The following is a 26,625-nucleotide window of genomic DNA, read 5'->3' on the forward strand; positions in this document are numbered from 1 at the left end:
GCTTACCCCTCATGCGGCCAGATCGGCCACCAGCGCATCCAGCACCAGCGCACCGTCCGGTGTTGCGCGAATGATGCTACCGCCCATCGGCTCGATCATGCCCTCGGCAATCAGTTTCGCCAGACGCTTCTGGTCAACGCTCTGGCCCGACAGCCGCTTGTATCGATCGAGATCGATGCCTTCGCGCAGACGAAGCCCCATCATCAGAAACTCGTCGCCCTCCTGCCCGCCATCGAGATATTCTTCCTCGACAATGCCATGACCGCGCCGTTCGACATGATCGAGCCAGGTTTCCGGGTGCTTTTCGGTCATGGTGACGGTGCGAACATCATTTTCCACGAAACGCCCATGCGCGCCGGGGCCGATGCCGACATATTGGCCATAGCGCCAATAGACCAGATTGTGCTGCGACTCGCGCCCCGGCACTGCGTGATTGGAAATCTCATAGGCCGGAAGTCCATGCTCTGCCGTCACCCGCTGCGTTTCTTCATAGAGCGCTGCGGCGTGGTCCGGCTCCGGCGTGGTCAGCTTCCCAGCCTTCCAGAGATTATAGAACTGCGTGCCTTCCTCAATGGTCAGCTGATAGAGCGAGAGGTGATCGGCAGCCAGTCCGATGGCCTCCTTCAGCTCTTCGCGCCATGCCTCAATGCTCTGGTTCGGACGCGCATAGATCAGATCGAAGGACAGGCGCGGGAAAATCTCACGCGCTAAGCGAATGGCCGCCTTTGCCTCATCGACCGAATGCATACGCCCCAGACGGCGCAGATCGGGATCGTTCAGCGCCTGAATGCCGAGCGACACGCGATTGACGCCTGCGGCGCGATAGCCGCGAAAACGGTCGGCTTCCACACTGGTCGGATTGGCTTCCAGCGTCACTTCGATGTCGGGTGCGACAGACCAATGCGACGCAATATTATCGAGAAGCGCACCCACTGTTTCGGGCTGCATCAGCGAGGGCGTGCCGCCGCCCAGAAAAATGCTGGTGACCGTGCGTGGGCCGGTGCGCTCGCGCAGCGTTTCCATCTCGCGGCGAAACGCTTCAGAAAACCGCGCCTGATCCACCGGCTTATGACGGACATGGCTGTTGAAGTCACAATACGGGCATTTGGCCAGACAGAACGGCCAATGCACATAGACGCCGAACGCATTTTCCCCGTTTACCCGCGCGATAGGGATCATGCTGGCAGCATTTTTCGCCTGCAAAGGGGGAAAGAGCCTGTTCATTTCGCGGAAGCCGGCTCCACGTTGAGCGCCTTTTCGGCGAAAAGCTTGAAGGCGCGGGCGCGATGCGACAGGGCCGAAGCGTCGCCCGGCTTCCAGCCGTGCTTCTCGTCGGCGGACATTTCACCAAAGGTTTTCTCATGGCCATCCGGCAAGAACACCGGGTCATAGCCGAAGCCGGTCGTGCCGCGTGGCGGCCAGATCAGCACCCCTTCCACTTCGCCGCGGAAATATTCCGCTTCGCCATCCGGCCATGCAAGGCAGATGACGGAGACGAAACGCGCGCCGCGCTTGTCCGGGCTCGTCGCACCCTTTTCCTGCAAAAGATCTTCGACCTTGCGCATCGCCATGTTGAAATCACGCGTGCCGTCTTCGGTCTCGGCCCAGTTGGCGGTATAGACGCCCGGCTCGCCATCCAGCGCATCGACCATCAGGCCGGAATCGTCGGACAATGCGGGCAAGCCGGTGGCTTCAGCCGCTGCAAGCGCCTTGATATAGGCGTTTTCCTCAAACGTGGTGCCGGTCTCGTCCGGCTCCGGCAGGCCAAGTGCCGCGACCGAGCTGACATCGAAGCCGAACGGGCCGATCAGCCCGTCGAATTCCTTCAGTTTGCCCGCATTGTGCGAGGCGACAATCAGCTTGCCCTTTTCCAGCGTTCTCATTTTCAGTTCCATAGTTTGGGTTCGGCGATCTCCAGCGAATTGCCGGATGGATCGCGGAAGTAAATCGAATGTGCGCCATTGGGCCAATCGAAACCGGCCTCAATGGCGACGCCATGTTGTTGCAGATGTTCCCGCCAGTCGTCGATCTCGGCACGACTTGCGGCAAAACATACATGACCCGGCCCCGTCGTGCCATGTGGTGGCACAGGCAGATGGCCGGGCAAAGGCGGCTTCAAGGTTTCTTCCGCCTTGAAAAGCAGCAAAATGCCCTCGCCGCAGCGGAAGAAAGCGTTGCGCTCGCTAAGCTGGCCCACCGGCTCCAGCCCCATTGTGTCGCGATAGAATTCTACCGCCTCGGCGACGTCGCGAACATAGAGAGCCGTTTCAAGAATACGTGCAGCGCGCATGGATCAGGTCTCCTTATTCAGATGGAGCAGACACTGTCCTATCAGAGCCTGTTCCAAAAGTCGTCTTGTGCGGCTGCAAATACGCTTTTTTGAGTGAGGCTCTTAAGCGACCGCCATTTTCTGCAACGACACAAGACGATCCACACCGCTGCGCGCCAGCTTCATCAGGTTCAGGAACTCTTCTTCCGAGAAAGGCGCACCCTCGGCGGTGCCCTGAATTTCAACAATGCCGCCTGCGCCGGTCATGACGAAATTGCTGTCGGTCTGGGCGACGGAATCTTCCGCATAATCGAGATCGAGAACAGGAGCGCCTTCATAGATGCCGCAGGAAATAGCCGCAACGTGGTCCTTCAGCACCTTCTCGACCCGTACCATCTGGCGCGCTTCCATCCAGCGCAGGCATTCATGTAGGGCCACCCAGCCGCCGGTGATGGCTGCCGTGCGCGTGCCGCCATCGGCCTGAATGACATCGCAGTCCACCGTGATCTGCACTTCGCCCAGCGCTTGCATATCGACAACAGCGCGCAAGGAGCGTCCGATCAGACGCTGGATTTCCTGGGTACGTCCGCCCTGCTTACCGGTGGCTGCTTCACGGCGCATGCGGTCGCCGGTCGAACGCGGCAGCATGCCGTATTCCGCCGTAACCCAGCCCTTGCCGGTATTGCGCATCCAGCCCGGCACCTTTTCCTCAAGGCTTGCCGTGCACAGAACATGGGTGTCGCCGAATTTGACCAGGCAGGAGCCTTCCGCATGTTTGGAGATGCCGCGCTCGAAAGAGACGGCGCGCATTTCGTCGGCAGCACGCTTGGATGGACGCATATAGTAAATTCCTTGATCGAGTTTTTTGGGATTCAAAGTTTTCCGTGCGGCTTTTTAGGCCCCCCGGGCACAAATAGAAAGGCATTTCACATCGTTCCGGGGCCAAAGATATGTTGAGAGGATTGCCAGTGTGAGGCTAAAGCCTTTGACGCTTGGCGCAGCAACCTTATATTCAAGGCAAGCAATCAACAGGTTCGCCGCTCTATCATGATGAAATCGCCTGAACATCAGCTTTTGAATTCGCTCGACCAGCGGTCGCGCGAAATTTTCCGGCTGGTCGTCGAGAGCTATCTCAACGACGGCGACCCGGTCGGTTCGCGCAATCTGTCCCGTCTTCTGCCACATTCGCTCTCGCCCGCCACCATTCGCAATGTGATGAGCGATCTGGAGCATCTGGGCCTGATCTATGCGCCGCATGTGTCGGCGGGCCGTCTGCCGACGCAGATCGGCCTGCGCTTTTTCGTCGATGCCTTTATGGAAGTCGGCGATCTGGCGCCCGGCGAGCGCTCGTCCATCGAGGCGCAGGTGCGCGCCGCCGGAAACAGCAATTCGGTTGAAAACGTGCTGACCGAGGCAAGTCAGGTCCTGTCGGGCCTGTCGCGGGGGGCCGGTCTCGTGCTCGCCACCAAGACCGAAGGCGCGCTGAAACATATCGAATTCGTGCGGCTGGAACCAACCCGCGCGCTGGCCGTGCTGGTGATGCAGAATGGCGATGTGGAAAACCGCGTCATCAATCTGCCGGTCGGCATCAGCGCATCGCAGCTGGTCGAAGCGTCCAATTTCCTCAACGCGCATATTCACGGCCATACGCTTTCCGAAGCCAAGGCCGAGTTGAAAGTGCTGATGGAGGAAACCCGTCAGGAACTCGACCAGCTTTCGCAGGAACTTGTCGAACAGGGCCTCGCCGTCTGGGGCGGCACCGGTTCCGACCAGCCGTCACGGCTGATCGTGCGGGGGCGCGCCAATCTTCTCGAAAACATTCACGCGCAGGAAGATATCGAGCGCCTGCGCCATCTCTTCGACGATCTGGAAACCAAGGACGGCATGGTCCAGCTTCTCGATCTGGCCGAAACCGGTTCGGGCGTGCGCATTTTCATCGGCTCGGAAAACAAGCTGTTTTCACTGTCCGGCTCGTCGCTTGTGGTCGCACCCTATCGCGACAGCGAACAGCGCGTGGTCGGGGCGCTTGGCGTCATCGGCCCGACCCGCCTCAATTATGCGCGTATCGTGCCGATGGTGGACTATACGGCACAGATCGTGTCGCGGCTGTTGCGGTGAGGTGTCAATCTTACCGGGTCAGCAGAAATTAAGCCTTGATTTTAATGGCCTGAAACTCGATATCCGCCCCAGAAGATATTCAAGACGGAAGAAGCATTATGTCTGACGAAAAGAACAAAACCGAGAACCCCGATCTTGAGCAGCGCGACATCAACAATCCACGGGATCGTGAGGCGCTGAACCGGGCTGCCGCCGATTTCCTGAAAGCGCGCAAGGCGGAAGCCAGCGCCGAAGTTGCGGAAGACGAAGCGGACAATGCGGTCGATGAAACCGCAAACCGTATTCTCGCGCTCGAAGCCGATAATAAGGAACTCAAGGACCAGGTTCTGCGCGTTGCTGCCGAAATGGAAAACCTGCGCAAGCGCACCCAGCGCGACGTGCAGGATGCCCGCACCTATGCGGTGACCAATTTCGCCCGCGACATGCTGTCGGTTTCCGACAATCTGCGCCGCGCCATCGACACCATTCCTGCCGAAATGCTGGAAGCCGATGCCAGCCTGAAGTCGCTGGCCGAAGGCGTGGAAATGACCGAACGCGCCATGCTGCAGGCGCTGGAACGCCACGGCGTTACCAAGCTTGAGCCGGAAGGCCAGAAATTCGACCCGAATTTCCATCAGGCCATGTTCGAGGTACCGAACCCGGATCTGCCGAACAATACCGTCGTGCAGGTTGTGCAGGCGGGTTACGCCATTGGCGACCGCGTGCTGCGCCCGGCCATGGTCGGCGTATCCAAGGGTGGCCCCAAGGCTGCTGCCGAAAATGGCGGCGCGGAAGCCAACAGCTGATAAAGCCTATCTACTGAGTTAGACGATCAGAGCGGCGGTTTATCCGCCGCTTTTTTTGTATCTGCTGACCTGCGCTCATACACACATATTGCCAAGGCGCGCAGAGCAATAGAAAATCGCATCATATATCTTGCTGGGGGAGCCCGCGTGACCGTCGTGCAGTTTCTGAACTTTGCGGGTGTTTTCGTCTTCGCGGCAACAGGCGCGCTTGCAGCCTCGCGGCGGCAGCTCGATATTGTGGGCTTCATCTTTCTTGCCAATATCACCGGCATCGGCGGCGGAACGCTGCGCGATCTGATGCTGAGCACGCCGGTTTTCTGGGTTCAGGAACCGATCTATCTGCTGGCGGGCACACTGGCCGCCTTCGCGGTCTATTTCACCGCTCATAGGGTGGAATCACGCTATCGCGTGCTGCTCTGGCTCGATGCCATCGGCATGTCGGCCTACACGGTGATGGGTGCCGCCAAGGGGCTTGCGCTTGGCGTCAGCGCGCCGGTTGCCATCGTCACGGGCATTTTCACCGCCACGCTGGGCGGTATCCTGCGCGATATGGTGGCCGGAGAGCCATCGGTGATCATGCGGCGGGAAATCTATATCACGGCGGCACTGGCTGGCGCCTGCCTCTATGTCGGGCTGGCGCGCCTTGGTGTCGATCCGTTCTTCTCGGCGGTGGTCGCAGCGCTGACCAGTTTTACCGTGCGCGGCGGGGCGCTTTATTTCGGCTGGAACCTGCCGGTTTATAAAAGCCGTCCCGGCCGCACCGAAGAAGAACTCCAGCGCGACCGGATCATTCGGTCCGAATAGAGACCAGCACTACAGTTGCAAATTCGTCAGGCCGTGGCGAAACGAGTGATTTTCGAGCACCGGAGCGGAGCGTACTTTTGGGTACGTGAGCACCGGCGCGCAGGAAATTGCTCGTTGCAGCCCGGCATGGCGAAGAATGCAACTGTAGTGCTAGATCAGGCCAGCCTGACTTGCAGCAGCCTCAAGGCTGAGCAGCGGACGCGGGCCCATCTGCTGGATGATGAGACCGGCGGCAAGCGAGCCAAGCCGTGCGCAATCTTCCAGCGAGCGGTCCTTGGTATAGCCATAGAGGAAACCCGCCGCATAAAGATCGCCTGCACCGGTCGTATCGACCAGTTCGTCGATCTCGATGGCTGGAACTTCGAGCGTCTGATCAGGCGTCACAATGACAGCGCCCTTTTCCGAGCGCGTGATGATCGACAGCTTGCAATCCATCCGCATTGAGGCAATCGCCGTTTCGAGCGACTTGGTCTGATAGAGCGATTTGGCTTCGTCTTCATTGGCGAAGACGATATCGACCGTGCGCTGGCGCATCAGGTCGAGAAACTCTTCGCGATAGCGGTCCACGCAGAACGGATCGGAGAGCGTCATGGCCATTTCATGGCCCGCCTCATGCGCGATCTTTGACGCCATCACGATGGCTTCCTTAGCGCGCGGCGGGTCCCACAAATAGCCTTCAAAATAGGTGACTTTGGCATCGGCGACCTTGGAGGTCTCGACGTCTTCCGGTCCAAGCTCGACGCAAGCGCCGAGAAACGTGTTCATCGAGCGTTCGCCATCCGGCGTCACGAAAATCATCGAGCGGGCGGTCGGCGACCCCTTTTCCAGCGGACGCGTATCGAAGGCCACGCCCTGCGCGCGGATATCATGCGCGAAGACACGTCCGAGATGGTCAGTCGCTACCTTGCCGAAATAGGCGGAGCGTCCGCCCAGGCTGGCGACGCCTGCCGCCGTGTTGCCCGCGCTGCCGCCCGACATTTCAGTCGCCGGACCTGCAATGCGGCTATAGAGCAATTCTGCACGATCGGCATCGATCAGGTTCATTGCGCCTTTGACGATACCGTTGGTTTCGAGAAATGAGTTGTCCGTACGCGACAGAATATCGACAATGGCATTGCCGATGCAAAGAACGTCGAATGTGGCCATGAGCGCGAGAAGCTCCCCTTTTTTCAGTTCTCCAGCCCGCCCTCGATATGGCAGGAGGAGGCTTTGGCGCCAGCTGCGTATCGTGGAATTGATACGCTTATGCAAATATGCGCGTGCGGGTTTAGCCTTTTGCCGCCCTTTTGGCTACCCCGCGCCAATCCCGGGATGTGGGTAGTCCGGCTTGCACAGCCAACGGCTCGTTCCTATTTTCAGTTCGTCCACAGCCAAAACGGGCGCAAAACGGAAAAAGAATGATCATAGATGCTGCCTTGAAAGCCCTCTCCCGCCTGCTGACGCCGGAGTTTCGCTCGGTTTTCTGGAAAACGCTGGGTCTGACGCTTTTGCTGCTGGCCGGTCTCTGGGTCAGCATTCGTCAAATCTTTTTACCTATGCCTGGCCGTGGATGGAGCAATTGCTGCCGGGCATGCCCGCATGGGCAGGCTGGCTCGGAATCGTCGCCGCTGTCGCGGCGGGACTGGGGCTTGCGCTTGTGCTGGCGCTGATGATCGCGCCGGTGACCGCTCTTGTGGCCGGTCTGTTCCTCGACGATGTGGCGGAAGTGGTCGAGCGCACGGATTATCCGAACGATCCTGCGGGCAATGCCCTGCCGCTTGGACGTTCAATTGTGACGTCGCTGAAATTCCTCGGCGTGGTGATCCTTGGCAACCTGCTGGCGCTAGCTCTGCTTTTCGTACCGGGGATCAACCTGATCGCCTTTTTCGTCATCAACGCCTATCTGCTCGGACGCGAATTTTTCGAATTCGCCGCCATGCGCCATCGCACCGAAGCGGAAGCCAGGGCGCTACGCTCGCATTATGGCGTGACGGTCTTTCTGGCAGGCTTGCTGATCGCCGGTTTCATGGCCATTCCGCTGGTCAATCTTCTGACCCCGCTTTTTGCGGCAACTATGATGGTGCATCTGCACAAGGCCATATCGCAGCGCGAGGCCGCAAAGCCTGTCAGAACTTAAGCCTGAGGCGGAAGCGGAACCAGTGCGGCGGGCACGTCGCAGGTCTTTTCCGGCGACTTACAGATATCGGCGATGACGCAGTGTTCGCATTCGGGCCTGCGCGCCTTGCAGGTATAGCGCCCGTGCAAGATCAGCCAGTGATGGGCGTGCAACATATATTCCGCCGGTATCACCCGCACCAATATCGCCTCGACCGCTTCCGGCGTCTTGCCGGGCGCCAGACCGATCCGGTTGCCGATACGCAATATATGCGTGTCCACCGCCATGGTCGGCTGGCCGAACGACATGTTGAGCACAACATTGGCGGTCTTGCGCCCGACGCCCGGCAGTTTGACCAGCTCGTCACGGTCGCCTGGCACCTCGCCGCCATAGTCGCGGATCAGTGCTTCCGAAAGCAGGATGACATTCTTCGCCTTGTTGCGCCAAAGGCCGATGGTGCGAATGTGACTGCCGACCTTTTCCTCGCCCAGCGCCAGCATTTTCTGCGGCGTATCGGCAACCGCAAACAGGCCGCGCGTGGCCTTGTTGACGCCCGCATCCGTCGCCTGCGCCGACAGCACCACCGCGACCAGCAGGGTGAAGGCGTTCACATGCTCCAGTTCGCCCTTCGGTTCCGGGCGCTGCACGGAGAAGCGGCGAAAGATTTCGTGAATCTCATCAGCCGTATAGAGCGTACCAGCCACGCGGCGTGGACGCCGTGCTGGCGGGGCGGCGGAAACAGTCACGGGCGATTTGATTTTGGCCTTTTGCATTCTGTCTCTATACTGAGGTCTGTTCCTGGAAGACAACCCGCAGCTTGACGCAGGCGGCGTTCAAAGGCTCAGACACCCATGCACCATCCAGACGGCGCGGAACCGGACAGGTTCGAGACCCCTATTTTTGAAGCCTTGCTGAGACCCTATCGCTCGCTGGGGCGCACGGGCTTTACCGTTCTGATGGCAGCCCTCATCGCCTGCTGGATTGCTGTCGGCATTCTGTTCTGGTCCATCGGCGCTTGGCCGATCTTCGGCTTTTTCGGCCTCGACGTGCTGTTGATCTATCTGGCATTTCGCTGGAATTATCGCGCGGCGCAGGCCCGCGAAGAGATTTCCGTTTCGCGTGCAGCCCTGCAAATCCGCCAATACGCACCATCCGGCAAACTGACCGCACATCAGTTCAATCCGTTCTGGACACGCTTTCGCGTGGCGCGAAAGCCGGACATCGGCATCACGGATATGAGCGTTGAAAGCCGCGACAAGCATGTCGCCATCGGCAGCTTTCTGAACCCCGACGACCGTGAGGATTTCGCCACCGCTTTTCGCGCAGCGCTTGCCGAAGCAAGACGGTAGAACACATTTCTCGATATGCTAAGTTTGACACTGCCCGCCCCGCAACAGTGGCGGGTATCGCCCTCCCCATCGTCGTTTTACGATAGAACGAAGGGGGATTCCGGCATTGGCCCTTGAAGTCGGGCTTTTCACAAGCCATATCAGTTAGCGAAGAGATACGCCGAACGGGTTCTCTTCATAACGGTCGCTTCTCATCAAGGACTGATGCAATGACAAGAATGACTCCGTTTTCGAGCCCTCTCTTGCTCGGATTCGACACGATGGAAAAGACACTCGAACGGATTGCAAAATCCGGCGATGGCTACCCACCCTATAATATCGAACGCCTGCGCGGCGAAACAGGCTCTGAGCGCTTGCGCATCACGCTTGCCGTGGCAGGTTTTGCCAGCGACGATCTCGACGTCATGACGGAAGACAACCAGCTTGTCATCCGCGGTCGACAGACCGACGACACCGAACGCGAATATCTGCACCGCGGCATCGCGGCGCGTCAGTTTCAGCGTGTGTTCGTGCTGGCCGATGGTATGCGGGTGCTGGGTTGCGAGTTGAAAAACGGTCTTCTCGCTGTCGATCTCGACCGACCGGAACCGGAACGGCTGATCAAGAAAATCAACATAGCTGTGAAAGACTGAAAAACGTTCAGGTTTCGTTCAGTCATTAAGGCTATGATAACTATCGTGAAGCTCTGGTGCGGCATAGCCGTGAATGGTGTGCCGCTCAAATGGAGGCTAAGACCATGAACAGACAACAGGTTCTCACCGAAAATGAATTCGCTCATCTGGGCGAAGGTGAAATTGCCTACGTGCGCAAGATTCGCTCCGACGACCTTGCTCGCAGCTTCCCTGCCCTCCCACCAATCGAGCCGGGCCTTGAGCTCTGGGCCCTCTTTGGCGCAAGCGGCGAGCCTATCGTGCTCTCCGATGTCCGCGCCACCGCGCTGCAAGGCGCCCATGAACACGAATTACGCACGGTGCTGCTCAACTAAAATGGCAGCCCTGTCGAATATGTGGCGATAGCGGCCCGCCTTGTAAGGAAGCTGCTATCGTCCTCATTGCGCCATTGCCGGCATCAGCCGGGCGCGACTTCTCAATCTACTGACACTTGAGTTGTTCTTGCTTGAAGCAGTCATGATACTGCTTCGAGAAATTGAGACTGCTTACCGTGTTGAGCTTCGATAAGCGCTTGCTTACAAGTCGCCTGGGCATTCTTGAAGCAAGCCTCCCTCGCATTAGCCAGCGCGGAACCGGAAGGCCTTCACTTTGATGTGCCCAATTGTATTGCCTCAACCGAGCACAGAGTGCCGATATGTTTGACACAGTCACGATGTTCCTGCGAAAACTGATCCGAATGTCTTTTATTGCACATTTCAACCGCTTTATTGATGCACGCCATCCTGTCCACAGCCAAAGCAGCATTTGAAATAGATAGAAACGAAATCAATGCAAAAAATTACTTTTCTCAATTTATTCTTCCTTAGTATAATTAATCTAAATTACTTTCCAAATCCGGGACAGAGAGGCAGATTTTCCATTAGACAATTATGATAATTAGGATTGAATTCTAGTAAATCGCTCCCGTGCTTCGCGGTACATTCTTTGACGACACGCTCTACGCACTCCGCCTTAGTTTCTTCAGCTAGGGCGGAACCGGAAAACACAATCGTAACAATAAATATTGAAATATATTTCTTCATGTAATTTGTCCTGGTTATGAAATTTACACATTCCGTTTACACGAATGCCATCAATTGCATAATCCATATATTATATTAGTATAATAATACTAGCGATGACGCTGAAATACAAAAGCCGCCACTCTGTCCGAGTGACGGCGTTACCAAATGATTTACCGGAATGCTTCTGTTTTGACGAAATCGTCAGAACCGCTCCGTATATTTGCTTTCTGGCATTTCTGAACGCAAAACCGTTACACACTTCCTTTTGAAAAGCGCCGGTACGAACAAATCCGGCGCTCCAGTTCTTGTATTTGAAGCACAATCTGTCGAGCCGCGTTCACGCCGGTCGGATTATGCTCAGTGGCTCAGGCGGCGTTGGACGCCGGCTGGGCTGTCAAAAATGAATAGAGCGCCTGTGCATCATGGGTGCCTCGCAGCTTGGCGACCATATCCGGGTCGCGGAGCATACGCGCAATGCGCGACAAGGCTTTCAGATGATCGGCCCCGGCATTTTCCGGAGCCAACAGCAGGAAAACGAGATCGACAGGCTGATCGTCCAGCGCCTCGAAATCAACCGGCGTTTCAAGGCGCGCGAAGATGCCGGCAATCTTGCCGATATTCGCCAGCTTGCCGTGTGGAATGGCCACACCGCTGCCCACCCCGGTTGAACCGAGGCGTTCACGCTGGAGAATTGTTTCGAAAACTTCACGCTCAGGGAGACCGGTCAGTTCCGCAGCCTTTTCAGACAAAATCTGCAAAAGCTGCTTTTTGGAGCTGGCTTTCAGCGCGGGGATAATCGCCCCCGGCTGAATCAGATCACTAAGATCCATTCTCTCCGTTCCTTCTTCAATCAGACCGTTTGCGGCCCGGTTTTGGGAAGCGCACGCAACCACCCATAAATGGGCTCGCCCTTCACTGGCGATAACGCGTAACGTGCGCTTCGGGTTTGCCGTCAGACGCGAGGCGCGGCCTGGCGGGTAACCGTCGATGGGTCAACCCAGCCAATATTGCCGTCCGCTCGACGGTAGACGATGTTTACTTCATCATTGCCCGCGTTCCGGAAAACCAGAACGGGATTTTCAATCAGATCAAGCTCGACCACCGCCGAAGCCACCGACATGGTGCGCAGGGCGACGGACGTTTCCGCCACAATGGTTGGCGCATAATCGGCCGGAAGCTCCTCCTCTTCCTCCGGCAGCGGTGCCATAACACGATATGCCACGTCGTCATAGATCGCATTTGGCTGGGTAGCCGTACGCGACTTCAGACGGCGCTTGTAGCGCCTAAGGCGGGTTTCGATCTTGTCCGCTGCCGCATCAAAAGCCAGCTGCGGATCCTGCGCATCGCCAGTGCTTTGTAGCGTCGCACCACTGTCGAGGTGCAATGTACAATCCGCACTGAATCGTGAACCGGACTTCGTGACCGTTACCTGCCCGGAAAAGCCATGATCGAAATATTTGCCGACCGTTTCATTCACCCGATCCACGATCCGGGTTGTGAAAGCTTCACCGACGTCCATATGCTTTCCAGATACACGCAGAGTCATTGGCACACCTCATTTGCGTTACACCACAGGGCTTAGTCTAATCACAAGGCAAGCGAAGCGCAAAGCGAACCGTCATCAAAGATGGCTTTCATCCTACGGGTTTTTCAGCCTTGATCCGGATCGCCGGCCAGAGCCTTGAAACACCTTCGAAATCCACGCTTTTCCGGTTTAAAACCGGTCAAACGGCACCCCGAACATCCCTTGTCTTATGCAACGCCCCAAACGCGTGATCGTTGCCCTTTCTGCTAAACTGCCTTTCCTTTAAGCAATCGGACATCCGCATTCTCTTTCAGAAAAAGCCGATGCATATTTCGTGCCACATACGCATAAGGCCGCAAAACCGAAGAATTCCGGCTTTTTCGGGCCAGCGTCGCAGCGCGAGCGGGGCTTCTATTGATTGAAACGGCGCTTGTCAATTGGTCCTCCTGCCAGTAGCCCAACTCGAAACGCTGCCGGTTCTCACGATCATCATCGATTTTTTCTGATCGTGCGGTGCTTCAAGTTCAAAATTTCAGAGCATTCTCTTGGGGCTTGAACTGGTCGAAAACGCTCTGGAGGTACAATCGTCTATTCCAGGCCGCCGGGGAACCGGTGGTTTAAACAGTTGTTTTGACACACATCTTTTCCGAAAACTGCTTCGCGTTCCGGGATGCGTTCTAAGAAACAGAAAGCTTGGCTTTCTTTTCACGCCTGCGCTGAACCGATGAAGCAATATTCATCGATTCCCGATATTTTGCGACCGTTCTGCGCGCAATATCCACACCGTCCTTCTTCAACGCATCAACAATTGCATCGTCAGACAGCACATCATCGGGCTTTTCGGCGTCGATCATCTGGCGAATACGATGCCGCACGCTTTCAGAAGAATGGGCGTCACCGCCCTCCGAAGAGGCGATGGAAGCCGTGAAGAAATAGCGCAATTCGAACACGCCGCGCGGCGTTTCCATGAACTTGTTGGCGGTCACGCGGCTGATGGTGGATTCATGCATACCCACCGCATCGGCGACCATGCGCAGGTTCAAGGGCTTGAGATGGGTCACGCCCTGACGCAGAAATCCGTCCTGCTGGCGCACAATTTCCTGCGTCACCTTCAAAATGGTTCGCGCGCGCTGATCGAGGCTGCGCACCAGCCAGCTTGCCGTCTGCATGCAATCGGCCAAAAACGTCTTTTCCTCAGCCTTTACCGATCCGCTGACTTCCGCATAATATTCATTGTTGACAATAAGCCTCGGCATGGCCGCCGGATTGAGTTCAATCGCCCAGCCTCCGTCACGTGACGGCGTCACCACCGCATCCGGCACGATGGCGTCGGCCACCGCCACCTCGAACAAAGCGCCGGGCTTCGGGTCCAGCGTACGGATTTCAGACAGCATGTCGAGAATGTCAGCCTGATCAACCCCACAGAGCTTTTTCAGCGTCGCAAAATCCCGTCGCGCCAAAAGGTCGAGATTGTCCACCAGCGCTGCCATGGCTGGATCGAAGCGGTCTTTCAGGCGCAGCTGAATCGCAAGGCACTCGCGCAGATCGCGTGCAAAAAATTCCAGGCGGATCAAAGCTTTGCAGGATCGCCAGCACTCGTTCGACCTCCGAGGTCTCGACGCCGAGATTTTGCGCCAGACCGATAATATCGCCCCGCAGATAGCCGCTTTCGTCCAGCGCATCGGCAAGAGCCATCGCGATGAAACGGTCGGAGGTTTTCGGAAAGGTCAGGGCAATCTGCTCGCCCACAAAGTCAGCCAGCGAGACCCGGCTCGCCGTCACCTGATCGAGATCATATCCGCCACCGCTGCCGCCACTATAGGCGTCGAGGGTCGACGATTTCCATTGGGCGGCAAGGTCTGGATTGATCTCGTCATAGCGCCCCGGATCATCGGGAAAGATATTCTCCAGCGAGCTGTCGAAGGTGGTGGAGAGATTTTCAGCTGCGTCCGGCGCGTCGGTCTTGAACCAATCCGCCTGCGCTTCGTCGAAGGCCCCATCATCCGTTCCATCATCACTTGCGGCAGAACGGTCATCATCCCGCGCCGCGTCAGCGCCGGAAAAATCATCATTTGCTGCCTCTATTCTGTCCAGCAGCGGATTTTTTTCGATTTCCAGATCGAGAAAATGTTCAAGCTCAAGATGCGTCATCTGCAGCAGTTTGATCGACTGCATCAGCTGAGGCGTCATCACCAGCGATTGTGACTGACGAAAATCGAGCTTAGGCGACAGAGCCATACGACGCGTTAATTCCCCCTGCGAACGACTGGTCGACCGAACCCTGAGCCGCTATTTTCAGCCGATCTTTCTGACCGGCGCTTCTTCCCGATCAAAACTGGTATGAACCTTGCTTGTCAATTCAGAATGTGCAGTTTTGGGACAAATGAGGAAAATAGTCGCAATATTGACGGGTTTTTTAGAGCGGCTGTAACGGAGCCAGCTTCAAAAGACCCGAAAGCCGAAGCTTTCGGGCCAGATTATTGTGTCGTCAGGGAAAACTTAGAGCGTGAACTGATCGCCAAGATAGAGACGACGGACGTCAGGATTGGCGACGATCTCGGCCGGGCGGCCATGAGTCAGCACCTGACCGGCATGGATGATATAGGCGCGATCGATCAGACCGAGCGTTTCACGCACATTGTGGTCGGTGATGAGAACACCGATGCCGCGACTGGTCAGATGGCGCACCAGCTGCTGAATATCGGAAACCGCGATGGGATCGACGCCCGCGAAAGGCTCATCGAGCAGCATGAAATTCGGGCGCGAGGCAAGCGCGCGGGCAATTTCCAGACGGCGGCGCTCACCGCCCGACAGCGAGATGGCGGGCGCCTTGCGCAGATGCGCGATATGGAATTCTTCGAGCAGCGCGTCGAGTTCGGAAGCGCGCTTCTTGCGGTCCTTTTCGACCACTTCAAGCACGGCCTTGATATTGTTCTCGACCGAAAGGCCACGGAAAATCGAGGCTTCCTGCGGCAGATAGCCGATACCAAGACGCGAACGGCGATACATCGGCATGGATGTCACGTCGAAACCGTCGATTTCGATAGAACCGGCATCGGCTGGAACCAGACCCGTCACCATATAGAAACAGGTGGTCTTGCCCGCACCGTTGGGGCCGAGGATGCCAACCGCCTCGCCAGCGCGCACGCCGAACGACACGCCATTGACGACCTGACGACCACGATAGCTCTTGCAGAGGCCGCGCGCGACCAGCGTGCCCTTCAGGCGCGCCGTCTTGCCCGGCTGTGCTGGCATGGCGCCATGAGGTTCACCCGAAGAGCCGACACTCTCGGCAACCGCTTGCGGCTCGCCGTCTTTCTTGTTCCAGAACAATCCCACACGTGCTCCGGTCAGTTCTGCTTGGGCGCGGCACCGCCCTGCTGTTGATCCTTCGGCGCCATGATGATCGACACGCGGCCCTTGCTGTTCGCGCCGCTCTTGCAGCTTTCGACATTGGCGCGGCCCGTATCGAGATGCGCCGTCAGCTTGCAACCGGTGACGACATTGTCACCATCCGTCAGAACGACCTTCGAGCCTTCGAGAATCATGATCTGGTTTTTTGCGTCGTAACGACCGGTATCGCCGGTCGCGACCTGCGTGCCCGACTTCAGGTAAACCTTGCCGGATATATCGATGTGATCGATGCTCGACGAATCAAGGCCACCGACACCGGCGCTTGCCGGTTCCTTCGGGGCTTCGCCGTCCTTGGCCGCCTTGTTGTAATAGACAGTCATCAGACCTGCCTTCAACAGCGCGTCGCCCTGCGCCACAGAAACATTGCCGGTGAAAACCGCAACGCCTTCCTTGTCGCGCATTTCCAGCTTGTCGGCATCGATCTTGACCGGTGCCTTGCTGTTGGAAAGCTTGAGGCCGTTCACTGCGCCGCCTGCGGCTTCCTGTGCGGAAGCGGCAAAAGGAGCGGCAACGATGCCAAGCGCCAGAACTGCGAATCCTGCCCGCATCGTGCGAGCCATAGTGCCCTTGATCATCTTGCCCGTCTCACGTTCCATAAATTCAGTCCCCGAATGCAGGCGTCATGATGTAAACAACCTGCCTCCAGATGCAACATTAAGCACTTTGACGCCAAATGGGAACATAAGGCTTTGCAAAATGCGTATAAAAAACAAATCCGCGCCAGGCCCGAAAATGGGGCTGAACGCCGGATATGCCGTTCTTTTGCACCCGGTCAGGGCGCCTTGTTTCCCGAAACCACGCTGCCGTCAACGGTCATCTGAACGCGGTTCTCAAAAATCAGAACCTTGCCGTTGTCCTTGACCTGCATGGTATCGGCCAGAATATGCGTATTTCCGCTGCGAATATCGACCGGCTTGTCGGTTGTGATCTGCCCGCTCTTCAGATTGACATCTGCCGAACGCATCACCGCACGCAAACCTTCATTCGTGGTTACGACAAAGTCCTTATCAAGTTGCAAACGACCATTGGCATTATCGTAAATGCCGGAGGCCGCCTCGACCTTTGCCGTGCCTCTTTCACCGACCGGCAGTTCCGCCTGAATGCCTTCCAGGGTGATGACGCCGCTATTTTTGGCATCCTGCGTCGCCTTGGAGGCGGTCATCGAATAGGGCTTGTTGTCCTTGGTGTAACCGTTGAGATGCGGGCTGGCCATGACGAGCTTGCCGTTCTCGCCGCCCGTATTCATCTCGACCTTGATCGGGGTCGCTGGCGTTGCCAGAAATGTGTACCAGGAAAACACCGCCGCAAGCGCGACGGCCGCGACCGGCAGGGCGGTTTTCAACACCCGCACCCGGATCGAATGGCGCTGCGCGGCATGAAAAAGCGACTCGGCCTTCTGGGACGCACCAAAACGCACGCCGCCCTTGCCGCGCCCGGAAGGGGCTGCGGTCTGCGCAACGGGGCTGTTTGTGGTGTCGGTTGTCATGACGTCCTTCAGATAATCCACGGCACTCAATTCAAGAAACTTCCGGTCAATAAACTTACGGTCGAGAAACACCCACCCAGAAGACAGGCGCACGCCCGATGTAAGGTCCATTCCCTGCAATCAATAGGCGCTTTTTCATTTTAATATGGTTTATTTGGGATAATTTGATCGGATGCTCAATAGCAAGAAGGCGACACAAAATATCGCACCTGCCTCATAATGAAAGACAAGCACGTCTACCCCATTGATATTTCATCACAATCAGCACCTACCTTAATTAGGTAGAATGCTAATCAACTCTTTGATACCACAAATTGCTCTTGAATTACAGCGCGTCGCAGGGCCGCTAAACTTGCAAATGAGCCCGGTTTTTCGACCAAAGACAGAATCTTTCGTCCCCATGTCATGACAATGCAGTTGTGCAGCACTATCTCTTTGAAATCTGTAGCAAGATCGAAGCTCTTGCCGCCCGACTGAATTGGGGGCACAAAGATCGCCAGAGTTTTCAGGATCGCCCCTCGGGGCCGGTCATATTGATAAAGACGATTGGATGGACAAAAATGGCCCAGGACGCCGAGGCACTGATCGAAAGACGAAAGCTGCGCCGCAAGCTGACCGTCTGGCGCGTGGCTTTTCTGCTTCTGCTCGCCGTTCTGATCGCCGGTTTCGCCTCATGGTCGATGCGCGGCGCCAATCTCACCCAGCCGCATATCGCCAAGGTGCGCATCGAAGGCACCATTTTCGAGAATGAGGAGCTTCTGAAGCGTCTCGACCGGATCGCCAAGAACGATGCGGTGAAGGGCGTGATTCTGGTTCTCGATTCGCCCGGCGGCACAACGGTGGGCGGCGAAGCGATTTTTGAAGCCGTGCGCAAGATCGCCGAGAAAAAGCCGGTCGTCACGCAGGTCGGCACGCTGGCGGCGTCTGCCGGTTATATGATCGCCAGCGCTTCGGACCATATCGTGGCGCGGCAGACCTCCATCATCGGCTCCATCGGCGTGCTGTTCCAGTATCCCGACCTTTCCAAGCTTCTCGACACAATCGGCGTCAAAGTCGAAACCATCAAATCCGCGCCGCTGAAAGCGGAACCCAATTATTTCAGCCCGGCCAGCGACGAAGCCAAGGGCATGATCCGCAACATGATCATGGATTCCTATGCCTGGTTCGTGGACATTGTGGAAAAGCGCCGCTCGTTTACGCATGAACAGGCGCTGGCGCTCGCCAATGGCGCGGTTTTCACAGGCCGTCAGGCGCTGGAGAAAAAACTTATCGATGGGCTTGGCGGTGAGGACGAAGCCGTGGCCTGGCTTGGCACCAAGGGCGTTTCCACCACCTTGCCACGCCTTGAATGGAAGCCGGTCAACTCCGAAACGGGTTTTTCGCTGCGCGATCTCATCATCCATGCCGGTGCGCGGCTGATCGGTCTGCCGCAGGAAGCCGATAGTATGCTCAAGGGGATAGCAAAGGATCGCATCTTTCTTGACGGACTTCTCTCGGTTTGGCACGTTGACGGAACGCCAGATGCAAATTCAGCAAACTAACAATGTCCGGCGTCAAGGCCTGACAGCACATAACAGGAAACAGGGGTAAAGCCGTGATCAAATCGGAACTCGTTCAGATTATCGCCAGCCGCAATCCGCATCTCTTTCAGCGCGATGTCGAAAACATCGTCGGCGCGGTTTTCGACGAGATCACCAATGCACTCGCGGACGGCAACCGCGTCGAGCTGCGTGGCTTCGGCGCTTTTTCGGTCAAGAACCGCCCCGCCCGCAGTGGTCGCAACCCGCGCACCGGCGAAACGGTGGATGTGGAAGAAAAGTGGGTTCCCTTCTTCAAGACCGGCAAGGAGCTGCGCGACCGTCTCAACGGCGCCGTCTGATAGAAGATCATGCTGGCAAAACGTATTGTCGCAATCGTCATTCTGGTCCCGCTCGCGGTCATTCTGATCGCGCTGTCGGTTGCCAATCGTGCGTCCACGGTCCTGACGGTTGATCCCTTCAATCCGGGCAATCCGGCCTTGTCCTACAGCGCGCCGCTGTTCGTCTGGCTGTTTGGCGCGCTGCTCGTCGGCGTGGTGATCGGCTCTGCGGTGACCTGGTTGACGCAGGGCAAGCACCGTCGCCGCGTCCGTGACAGCAAGCAGGAAGCAGCCCGTCTGCTGGAACGTGCAGAAGCCGCCGAGAGGCGCAACACATCGGTCGCGAACACCTGAAACGCCCCCTCTTCGCAAGCCCGGAAGCGAAACTTCCGGGTTTTCCGGTCCTGAAAAGGCCTGCGCACGGGAAAGAACGTCGTTTTCCCCTTCCACACCGGCCTTGTTTATCCTACCTAGACCGCAATCACTGTGATTGGAGTTTCGGGTGAAAGCGCCAAAGGGAAAAGGCAAAAAGCCGTCGGGTGGCAAACAGGATCGCGGTTTTGAACGCGCGAAGCATGATGCGCCGCGTCATGAAAACAAGTTTGAATCCGCCAATCCGGGTAAAGGCCAGGCGTTCAAAAAGCCGCGTCCGCAATTTGCCAAGGCAGCGCCAAAGCCGGTAGCCGCCGAAGAACGCGAACGTCCCGCCGCCCCGCAGCGCGAAATCAAGCCCTATACCGGCCCTCGCCCGGGCGAGAAACTCGCGGTCATCCTCGAAACAGAACCGTCCGCCGATTATGCGCTGCTCGACAGCGGCAACGGGCTGAAGCTTGAGCAATACGGTCCCTACCGCATCGTTCGCCCGGAAGGTCAGGCGATCTGGCTGCCCAGCCTGCCGCAAAAGGAATGGGATCAGGCCGATGCGGTCTTCACCGGCAATACGGACGAGGAAGGCATCGGACGCTGGGCGTTCCCGAAAGTGCCGCTCGGCGAAACATGGCCGATGCAGCATGACGGCATTTCCTTCCACGGTCGCTTCACCTCTTTCCGCCATGTCGGCGTATTTCCCGAACAGGCCGCGCACTGGTCTTTCATGGATGGCCTTATCCGCGATGGCGTGAAATCCGGACGCAACGTGAAGGTGCTGAACCTGTTCGGCTATACGGGCGTTGCCTCGCTGGTTGCAGCCCGCGCCGGTGCGGAAGTCACTCATGTGGACGCGTCGAAAAAAGCCATCATCTGGGCGCGCGAAAATCAGGAAATGGCGGGCCTGTCGGACAAGCCGATCCGCTGGATTTGCGAAGACGCGATGAAATTTGTGGCGCGCGAAGAACGCCGTGGCAGTTTCTACGACATTATCCTGCTTGACCCGCCCGCCTACGGGCGCGGACCGAGCGGCGAAGTCTGGCAGTTGTTCGAGCATCTGCCCGCCATGGTCGATACGTGCCGTTCGATCCTGACGCCGAAGCCGCTCGCCGTGATCCTGACCGCCTATTCGATCCGCGCATCGTTTTTCGCGATTCATGAGCTGATGCGCGACCGCTTCACCGGCCTTGGCGGCACAGTCGAATCGGGCGAACTTATTCTGCGTGAGCGTTCTGCTGGGCGCGCGCTTTCAACATCCATGTTCAGCCGCTGGGTAGCCAAATGAGCCGTAACGACGATTTTTCCAGAAACAGCGGTTCGCGCGGTGATCATTCAGGTGGGCACTCCAAAGTCGGTCAGGTGAAGGAAGTCACCAGCCTGACCAACCCGATCGTCAAGGATTTGCGCTCGCTGGCGCTGAAGAAATTCCGCGATCAGCAGGGCGTGTTCCTCGCCGAAGGGCTGAAGCTCGTCATCGACGCGCTGGAGCAGGACTGGCGCATCAAGACGCTGGTTTTCGCCAAATCAGGCAAGGGCAACAAAATGGTCGAGCAGGTCGCCGCCCGCACCTTCGCCAAGGGCGGACTGGTGCTGGAAGTGACCGAAAAGGTGATTGCCGCGATCACCCGCCGCGACAATCCCCAGGTGGTGGTTGGCGTTTTCGAACAGCAATACCAGCATTTGGCGAGCCTCAGGCCCAAGCATAATGATGTCTATATCGCGCTCGACCGCGTGCGCGATCCGGGCAATCTCGGCACGGTCATCCGCACCGCCGATGCTGTCGGGGCAAAAGGCGTCATCCTGATCGGTGACACCACCGATCCCTATTCGCTCGAAACCGTGCGCGCCACCATGGGTTCGGTCTTTTCCGTACCGCTCTACAAGACGACGGAAAATGACTTCCTCAACTGGCGCAAGGGTTTCTCCGGTCTGATCGTCGGCACGCATCTGAAGGGCGCTGTCGATTACCGCACCATTCCCTATGCCAACAAGCCTGTCGTGCTGATGATGGGCAATGAGCAGCAGGGCCTGCCGGACAATCTCGCCAATGCATGCGACAAGCTTGCGCGCATTCCGCAGGCAGGCCGCGCCGATTCGCTCAATCTCGCCATCGCCACCGGCGTCATGCTCTATGAAATCCGCCGTGAGGCGCTTACCCTCGACGAAAGAGGTTAGTCATGAAGCGCCACGCGGTTCTGTCCTCGCTTTTCGTCGTCATTCTCACGGTTCTGATTGATCAGGGCGTCAAGCATCTGGTCGAAACCCGCATGGACTACGCCCAGCAGATCGACCTGCTGCCGTTTCTGGCGCTGTTTCGCACGCATAATGAAGGCATCGCCTTCTCCATGCTCGCCGGGCTGCACGATTGGGGTTTGGTGGCGTTGACAGCTGCGGTCATCGTCTTCGTGCTTTATCTCTGGTGGACCAATGCGCATGACCGCGTCTTTGCGCGCTATGGTTTTGCACTAGTGATCGGCGGCGCCATCGGCAATCTGATCGACCGCGTGATGCATGGCTATGTGGTGGATTATATCCTGTTCCACCTGCCGACATGGTCGTTTGCTGTCTTCAATCTTGCCGACACCTTTATCACCATCGGCGCGGCGCTGATCATTCTGGAAGAATTCCTCGGCTGGCGGCGCGAACGCGCTGCCCGATAAGCCACTCATATGACGCCCAATATATTGCGGGCACCCGGGTAACTTGATCGTTATTGGGCTTTCGCATAACGTGAAGGCTGTAATTTTAAAGACTTTTGAAGGGGATAAGCGGCGCCCAGCCGAAATGACACATTGGTGACACGCTTCTGTCATCCTCACGTAGCACTCGCTCTCTAGTACGTCGGCCAGATGCAGTTCAGGCTGCGCCGCCGACCTATAAATGAGAAGGCCGATTCCACTGCCTAATCGGTGGGAAAAGGTTCAGGAATACGTGAATAGACAAATCAGGAGCGAATCATCATGACAGTACTGCTTGGAATGGGCCAGCAAATCATTGATGATACGGTCATGTCAGGCTTAGAAGCACAACAGGCGCTATTCGCAACCGGTGAAGACCCGATCGTTCTCGGACGTATCGGCTCGCTGGAAGTGCGACTTGCAAACTCCCGTGAGGCCATTGAGGCCGCGCAGGAACTTCGGTTCCGCGTGTTCTTCGAGGAAATGGGCGCGCGCAAGGAATCCATCGAGGCCGTGGAGCTTCGCGATGCCGACCGTTTCGACACGATCTGCGATCACCTTCTCGTCTATGACACGGCCCTGCCGGTCCCCGAGCACCAGCAGATCGTCGGCACTTACCGGCTGATGCGCAGCGATCAGGCCGACAAGGCGCTCGGTTTCTATTCGGCGGATGAATATGACGTGCAGCGCCTGGCGCTGTCCCGCCCCAATCTCAAGCTGCTTGAGCTTGGCCGCTCCTGCGTGAAGGCGGAATATCGTTCAAAGCGCACCGTCGAGCTGCTGTGGCAGGGCGCATGGGCCTATTGCCGCCGCCATTCGATTGACGTCATGTTCGGCTGCGCTTCGTTTCATGGCGCGGTTCCTGCCGCCCACGCACTCGGCCTGTCGTTCCTGCACCAGAATTGCCGCGCCACGTCCGACTGGGATGTGCGCGCACTGCCGCATCGCTATCAGCCGATGGACCTGATGCCGAAGGAAGCGATCAACAACAAGGTTGCGCTGTTCTCCATGCCGCCACTGGTCAAGGGATATCTGCGTCTCGGCGCGATGATCGGCGACGGCGCGGTGATCGATGAGGCCTTCGGCACAACCGATGTGTTCATCATTCTGCCGATTGAGCGCATCTCCAGCCGCTACATCACCTATTACGGCGCTGAAGCAAACCGCTTCGTGTAGTCTGTAGCTATTTCCCCTCGCCCTTCGAGACCGGCCCTACGGGCCTCCTCAGAATGAGGGGAAACCATCTGGATACCCTTCGCAGAAAAACTCGACGCCCTCACCCTGAGGTGCGGAGCATAGCCTGATCCTGAGCCCGTCGAAGGATCGAAGGGCGAGGCTTCAGAAAGCCCTCACGCCTTCCCGGCCAGTTCCTTCAGCTTATAGATCAGGTCGAGCGCTTCACGGGGCGTCAGCTCGTCGGGGCTGATGCCTGCCACCGCCCTTGCCAGTTCGCTGTCCTTTGCCGATGCCTGCGGCTTCGGCTTTTCCTGTTGCAGCACAACGGAGAAGAGCGGCAGATCGTCGATCAGTTTGTCGGCTTTGCCGGATGTTTCGCCAGCTTCCAACTGGTGCAGCACATCACGCGCGCGGTTGACGACTGCTTCCGGCAGACCGGCCAGCCGTGCCACCTGAACGCCATAGGACCGGTCGGCAGCCCCCTTGGCCACTTCATGCAGGAAGACGACATCATTGTCCCATTCCTTGACCCGCATCGTGACATTGGAAAGCCGCTCCAGCTTTTCCGAAAGTGCGGTCATCTCGTGGAAGTGAGTCGCGAACAAAGCCCGGCAGCGGTTCTTCTCATGCAGATATTCCACCGCTGCCCAGGCGATGGAAAGCCCGTCGAAGGTGGCAGTGCCACGACCGATCTCATCGAGGATGACCAGCGAACGTTCGCCCGCCTGATTGAGGATTGCCGCCGTTTCCACCATTTCGACCATGAAGGTCGAGCGTCCGCGCGCCAGATCGTCGGAAGCGCCGACGCGGCTGAACAGCCGGTCCACCACACCAATCTGCGCGGCGCCGGCAGGCACGAAGGAACCCATCTGGGCGAGGATCGCGATCAGCGCATTCTGGCGCAGGAAGGTCGATTTACCGCCCATATTCGGCCCGGTCAGCAACCAGATCGCGCCATTGCCAGCGTCGCTTTGCGGCGAGAGATCGCAATCATTGGCAACAAATGGATTGGCCGCCTGACGGCGCAGCGCCTGTTCCACCACCGGATGGCGACCGGCCACGATGTTGAAGGACAGGCTGTCATCGACCATCGGGCGGCAATAGCCCTGTTCCTCGGCCAGCACGGCAAGCGCTGCCGAAACGTCAAACACCGAAAGTGCGGCTGCAGCAGCGCGGATCGCATCGGCATGAGAGACGGCTTCCGCCGTCAGTTCTTCGAAGATGGCGAGTTCGATAGAAAGCGCGCGGTCGGCGGCATTGGCGATCTTGCTTTCAAGCGCGGCCAGTTCCGTCGTCGTGAAACGCATGGCATTGGCCATGGTCTGACGATGGATGAAGCGCCCCTTGGCGGCATCCGTATCGGTCATCGCGCCGGAATTATTCGCCGTCACTTCGATGAAATAGCCAAGCACATTGTTGTGCTTGATCTTCAGCGACTTGATGCCGGTTTCCTCGATATAGTCAGCCTGCAAACCGGCGATCACCCGGCGGGACTGGTCGCGCAAGGCGCGCATTTCATCCAGTTCGGTGTTGTAGCCCTCGCGCACGAAACCGCCGTCGCGCTTCAACAGCGGCAGCTCGTCGGCCAGCGCCCGGTCGATATGCACGGCAAAAGCCGCAGGCATGGCGTCGAGCGCATCCCGCGCCGCAGCCAGCTCTTCCGGCAAAAGCGCGCCTTCCAACAGCGAGACCAGCGTGCCCGCTGCCTCAAAACCGCGCTGCAACGCGCCCAGATCACGTGGACCACCGCGCCCCACTGCCAGACGCGACAGCGCGCGCGGCATGTCGGGCACACCTTTCAGCTCTGCCCGCATTCCGTTGCAAAGCGTCTGCTCGCTGAGAAAGGACGACACGGAATCAAGCCGCAATGCGATTGCCTTGGGATCGGTCAGCGGCGCGGTGAGCCGCTCCGCCAGAAGCCGCGCCCCGCCGCCAGTGACCGTGCGGTCGATGGATTTGAGCAGGCTGCCATCGCGATTGCCCGACATGGTGCGGACCAGTTCCAGACTGGCGCGCGTGGCGGGGTCGATGAAGATCGTGCCGCCTTCATGCTCGCGCTCCGGCCGCATCAGCGGCGGACGCTCGGCAATCTGCGTCTTTTCGATATAGGCGATGGCGCCGGAAATGGCCGATAGTTCCGAGCGGCTGAACTGGCCGAAACCGTCCAGCGTCGCCACATCGTAATAGCGCTGGATGCGCGCCTGCGCAGCCGCACTGTCGAACAGGGTTGCCGGCTGCGGTGACACCGCCTTGCCGACCAGATCGAAAGCCGGGCGCAATTCGGGATCGTGAAACGCCGTATCGGCCACCACCAGCTCGCGCGGATCGACGCGCATGATATCGGCAAAAAGCCGCTCTTCCGTCGTTTCCGCCACGCGGAATGTGCCCGTGGAAATGTCGATCCAGGCAAGCGCCAGCGCGCCGTCTCCCTTGGTGCGGCCAAGCGCCATCAGGAAATTGGCCTCCGACGGATCAAGCAGTTTTTCTTCCGTCAGCGTACCGGGCGTCACCAGACGGATCACGTCGCGGCGCACCACGGATTTCGAGCCGCGCTTTTTGGCTTCCGCCGGGTCTTCCACCTGTTCACAGACGGCGACGCGATAGCCCTTGGCAATGAGCTTTTGCAGATAATCGTCGGCGGCATGGACCGGCACGCCGCACATGGGAATGTCTTCGCCCAGATGCTTGCCGCGCTTGGTCAGCGTGATGCCAAGTGCGCCCGACGCTTCCACCGCATCGTCGAAGAACAGCTCGTAAAAATCACCCATGCGATAGAACAGGAGCGAATCAACATTCGCCGCCTTGATCTCGATATACTGCTCCATCATGGGCGTGAGACGGACAACCGTTTCCTGTGCGGCATTTTCTTCCGCTTCCGGCTTGTCGTTTTCGCCCCGCACGTCCATGCTATAAAACCTTATTTTGTTGCGTGTTTTGCACGACCAAAGTTATTAAATTACGCATTCGTTCGCTTTTGAATGAATAACTATTCCCAAAAGCGCTGTTTACACATTTCCAGACTGGCGC

General features: G+C 57.9%; 25 protein-coding genes and 2 pseudogenes. 14 read left to right on the top strand and 13 right to left on the bottom strand.

Features of this window, described 5'->3' with window-relative positions; translation table 11 throughout:
- Positions 1 to 9: 9 nt before the first annotated feature.
- From hemW to rph, 4 genes are all read right to left on the bottom strand, one after another.
- Entirely contained in the window at positions 10 to 1,224 is a 1,215-nt protein-coding gene (gene hemW, locus QLQ11_RS07360) for a radical SAM family heme chaperone HemW (protein ID WP_109368196.1), read from the bottom strand.
- Complete coding sequence (rdgB, locus tag QLQ11_RS07365; protein ID WP_109370147.1) at positions 1,221 to 1,883, bottom strand: RdgB/HAM1 family non-canonical purine NTP pyrophosphatase; 663 nt, start codon at positions 1,881 to 1,883, stop codon at positions 1,221 to 1,223. The genes hemW and rdgB overlap by 4 nt, the downstream gene beginning before the upstream one ends.
- A 2-nt stretch (positions 1,884 to 1,885) precedes the next feature.
- On the bottom strand, positions 1,886 to 2,290 hold the full coding sequence (locus tag QLQ11_RS07370; RefSeq protein WP_109368195.1) for a VOC family protein: 405 nt from the start codon (positions 2,288 to 2,290) through the stop codon (positions 1,886 to 1,888).
- 102 nt (positions 2,291 to 2,392) lie between these two features.
- The gene (rph, locus tag QLQ11_RS07375) at positions 2,393 to 3,109 is read right to left on the bottom strand and encodes a ribonuclease PH (protein ID WP_078339626.1); all 717 of its coding nucleotides are present in this window, start codon (positions 3,107 to 3,109) and stop codon (positions 2,393 to 2,395) included.
- Positions 3,110 to 3,316: 207 nt separating this feature from the next.
- Between rph and hrcA the strand changes: the two genes are divergently transcribed.
- The 3 genes from hrcA (at position 3,317) to QLQ11_RS07390 (ending at position 5,976) form a co-directional block, all read left to right on the top strand.
- Positions 3,317 to 4,387, top strand: coding sequence for a heat-inducible transcriptional repressor HrcA (gene hrcA, locus QLQ11_RS07380; protein ID WP_109368194.1), 1,071 nt, complete (start codon positions 3,317 to 3,319; stop codon positions 4,385 to 4,387).
- A 98-nt stretch (positions 4,388 to 4,485) separates the two neighbouring features.
- Complete coding sequence (gene grpE / locus QLQ11_RS07385; protein ID WP_109368193.1) at positions 4,486 to 5,172, top strand: nucleotide exchange factor GrpE; 687 nt, start codon at positions 4,486 to 4,488, stop codon at positions 5,170 to 5,172.
- A gap of 147 nt (positions 5,173 to 5,319) precedes the next feature.
- Positions 5,320 to 5,976 carry a trimeric intracellular cation channel family protein gene (locus tag QLQ11_RS07390; RefSeq protein ID WP_109368192.1) on the top strand — a complete coding sequence of 219 codons (657 nt, stop codon included), beginning with the start codon at positions 5,320 to 5,322 and terminating at the stop codon, positions 5,974 to 5,976.
- A 150-nt stretch (positions 5,977 to 6,126) separates the two neighbouring features.
- Here QLQ11_RS07390 and QLQ11_RS07395 read toward each other — a convergent pair whose 3' ends face one another.
- Entirely contained in the window at positions 6,127 to 7,122 is a 996-nt protein-coding gene (locus QLQ11_RS07395) for an adenosine kinase (protein WP_283736018.1), read from the bottom strand.
- A gap of 251 nt (positions 7,123 to 7,373) precedes the next feature.
- Between QLQ11_RS07395 and QLQ11_RS07400 the strand changes: the two are divergent.
- Positions 7,374 to 8,092, top strand: a pseudogene (locus QLQ11_RS07400) (sulfate transporter family protein).
- Here the strand turns inward: QLQ11_RS07400 and nth are convergent.
- On the bottom strand, positions 8,089 to 8,844 hold the full coding sequence (gene nth, locus QLQ11_RS07405) for an endonuclease III (protein ID WP_109368189.1): 756 nt from the start codon (positions 8,842 to 8,844) through the stop codon (positions 8,089 to 8,091). The pseudogene QLQ11_RS07400 and the gene nth sit on opposite strands and share 4 nt — an antisense overlap.
- 78 nt (positions 8,845 to 8,922) lie before the next feature.
- Here nth and QLQ11_RS07410 point away from each other — a divergent pair, with 78 nt between their 5' ends.
- The 3 genes from QLQ11_RS07410 (at position 8,923) to QLQ11_RS07420 (ending at position 10,405) form a co-directional block, all read left to right on the top strand.
- A complete protein-coding gene (locus QLQ11_RS07410) occupies positions 8,923 to 9,420 on the top strand; it encodes a DUF2244 domain-containing protein (RefSeq protein ID WP_283736017.1) in 498 nt (165 codons plus the stop codon).
- Between the two features lie 209 nt (positions 9,421 to 9,629).
- Positions 9,630 to 10,052: an Hsp20 family protein gene (locus QLQ11_RS07415; protein WP_109368187.1), complete on the top strand. Its 423-nt coding sequence runs from the start codon at positions 9,630 to 9,632 to the stop codon at positions 10,050 to 10,052.
- Positions 10,053 to 10,141: 89 nt separating this feature from the next.
- Positions 10,142 to 10,405, top strand: a complete 264-nt coding sequence (locus QLQ11_RS07420) for a DUF1150 family protein (RefSeq protein ID WP_371830795.1) — start codon at positions 10,142 to 10,144, stop codon at positions 10,403 to 10,405.
- Positions 10,406 to 11,460: 1,055 nt separating this feature from the next.
- Here QLQ11_RS07420 and ptsN read toward each other — a convergent pair.
- From ptsN to lptC, 6 genes and pseudogenes are all read right to left on the bottom strand, one after another.
- Positions 11,461 to 11,925 (bottom strand): PTS IIA-like nitrogen regulatory protein PtsN, encoded by a 465-nt coding sequence (gene ptsN / locus QLQ11_RS07425; protein WP_078339638.1) that lies wholly within the window; start codon positions 11,923 to 11,925, stop codon positions 11,461 to 11,463.
- A gap of 122 nt (positions 11,926 to 12,047) precedes the next feature.
- Positions 12,048 to 12,641, bottom strand: a complete 594-nt coding sequence (hpf, locus tag QLQ11_RS07430) for a ribosome hibernation-promoting factor, HPF/YfiA family (RefSeq protein WP_109368185.1) — start codon at positions 12,639 to 12,641, stop codon at positions 12,048 to 12,050.
- Between the two features lie 656 nt (positions 12,642 to 13,297).
- A pseudogene (gene rpoN / locus QLQ11_RS07435) lies at positions 13,298 to 14,858 on the bottom strand (RNA polymerase factor sigma-54).
- A 261-nt stretch (positions 14,859 to 15,119) separates the two neighbouring features.
- Positions 15,120 to 15,959: an LPS export ABC transporter ATP-binding protein gene (gene lptB / locus QLQ11_RS07440; RefSeq protein ID WP_109368183.1), complete on the bottom strand. Its 840-nt coding sequence runs from the start codon at positions 15,957 to 15,959 to the stop codon at positions 15,120 to 15,122.
- A gap of 11 nt (positions 15,960 to 15,970) precedes the next feature.
- Complete coding sequence (locus QLQ11_RS07445) at positions 15,971 to 16,630, bottom strand: LptA/OstA family protein (RefSeq protein ID WP_109368182.1); 660 nt, start codon at positions 16,628 to 16,630, stop codon at positions 15,971 to 15,973.
- Between the two features lie 176 nt (positions 16,631 to 16,806).
- Positions 16,807 to 17,520, bottom strand: coding sequence for an LPS export ABC transporter periplasmic protein LptC (gene lptC, locus QLQ11_RS07450; RefSeq protein WP_109370146.1), 714 nt, complete (start codon positions 17,518 to 17,520; stop codon positions 16,807 to 16,809).
- 560 nt (positions 17,521 to 18,080) lie between these two features.
- Between lptC and sppA the strand changes: the two genes are divergently transcribed.
- The 7 genes from sppA to QLQ11_RS07485 all read left to right on the top strand — a co-directional run bounded on the left by sppA (position 18,081) and on the right by QLQ11_RS07485 (position 23,598).
- Positions 18,081 to 19,061 carry a signal peptide peptidase SppA gene (sppA, locus tag QLQ11_RS07455; RefSeq protein WP_109368181.1) on the top strand — a complete coding sequence of 327 codons (981 nt, stop codon included), beginning with the start codon at positions 18,081 to 18,083 and terminating at the stop codon, positions 19,059 to 19,061.
- Between the two features lie 53 nt (positions 19,062 to 19,114).
- Entirely contained in the window at positions 19,115 to 19,399 is a 285-nt protein-coding gene (locus QLQ11_RS07460; protein ID WP_061344837.1) for an integration host factor subunit beta, read from the top strand.
- 9 nt (positions 19,400 to 19,408) lie between these two features.
- On the top strand, positions 19,409 to 19,732 hold the full coding sequence (locus QLQ11_RS07465) for a lipopolysaccharide assembly protein LapA domain-containing protein (RefSeq protein ID WP_109368180.1): 324 nt from the start codon (positions 19,409 to 19,411) through the stop codon (positions 19,730 to 19,732).
- Between the two features lie 148 nt (positions 19,733 to 19,880).
- Positions 19,881 to 21,029: a class I SAM-dependent methyltransferase gene (locus QLQ11_RS07470; RefSeq protein ID WP_283736016.1), complete on the top strand. Its 1,149-nt coding sequence runs from the start codon at positions 19,881 to 19,883 to the stop codon at positions 21,027 to 21,029.
- Positions 21,026 to 21,919, top strand: coding sequence for an RNA methyltransferase (locus QLQ11_RS07475; protein ID WP_109368178.1), 894 nt, complete (start codon positions 21,026 to 21,028; stop codon positions 21,917 to 21,919). Before QLQ11_RS07470 ends, QLQ11_RS07475 begins: the two co-directional genes overlap by 4 nt.
- Before the next feature lie 2 nt (positions 21,920 to 21,921).
- On the top strand, positions 21,922 to 22,404 hold the full coding sequence (lspA, locus tag QLQ11_RS07480) for a signal peptidase II (RefSeq protein ID WP_109368177.1): 483 nt from the start codon (positions 21,922 to 21,924) through the stop codon (positions 22,402 to 22,404).
- A gap of 300 nt (positions 22,405 to 22,704) precedes the next feature.
- Complete coding sequence (locus tag QLQ11_RS07485; protein WP_181376067.1) at positions 22,705 to 23,598, top strand: GNAT family N-acetyltransferase; 894 nt, start codon at positions 22,705 to 22,707, stop codon at positions 23,596 to 23,598.
- A 173-nt stretch (positions 23,599 to 23,771) separates the two neighbouring features.
- On the opposite strand, the gene mutS is transcribed toward QLQ11_RS07485, so the two are convergent.
- Positions 23,772 to 26,504 carry a DNA mismatch repair protein MutS gene (gene mutS / locus QLQ11_RS07490; RefSeq protein ID WP_109368176.1) on the bottom strand — a complete coding sequence of 911 codons (2,733 nt, stop codon included), beginning with the start codon at positions 26,502 to 26,504 and terminating at the stop codon, positions 23,772 to 23,774.
- Positions 26,505 to 26,625: the final 121 nt, after the last annotated feature.

Origin of the sequence: Ochrobactrum sp. SSR, from assembly GCF_030067775.1 — a bacterium.
GTDB classification, from domain to species: domain Bacteria; phylum Pseudomonadota; class Alphaproteobacteria; order Rhizobiales; family Rhizobiaceae; genus Brucella; species Brucella teleogrylli.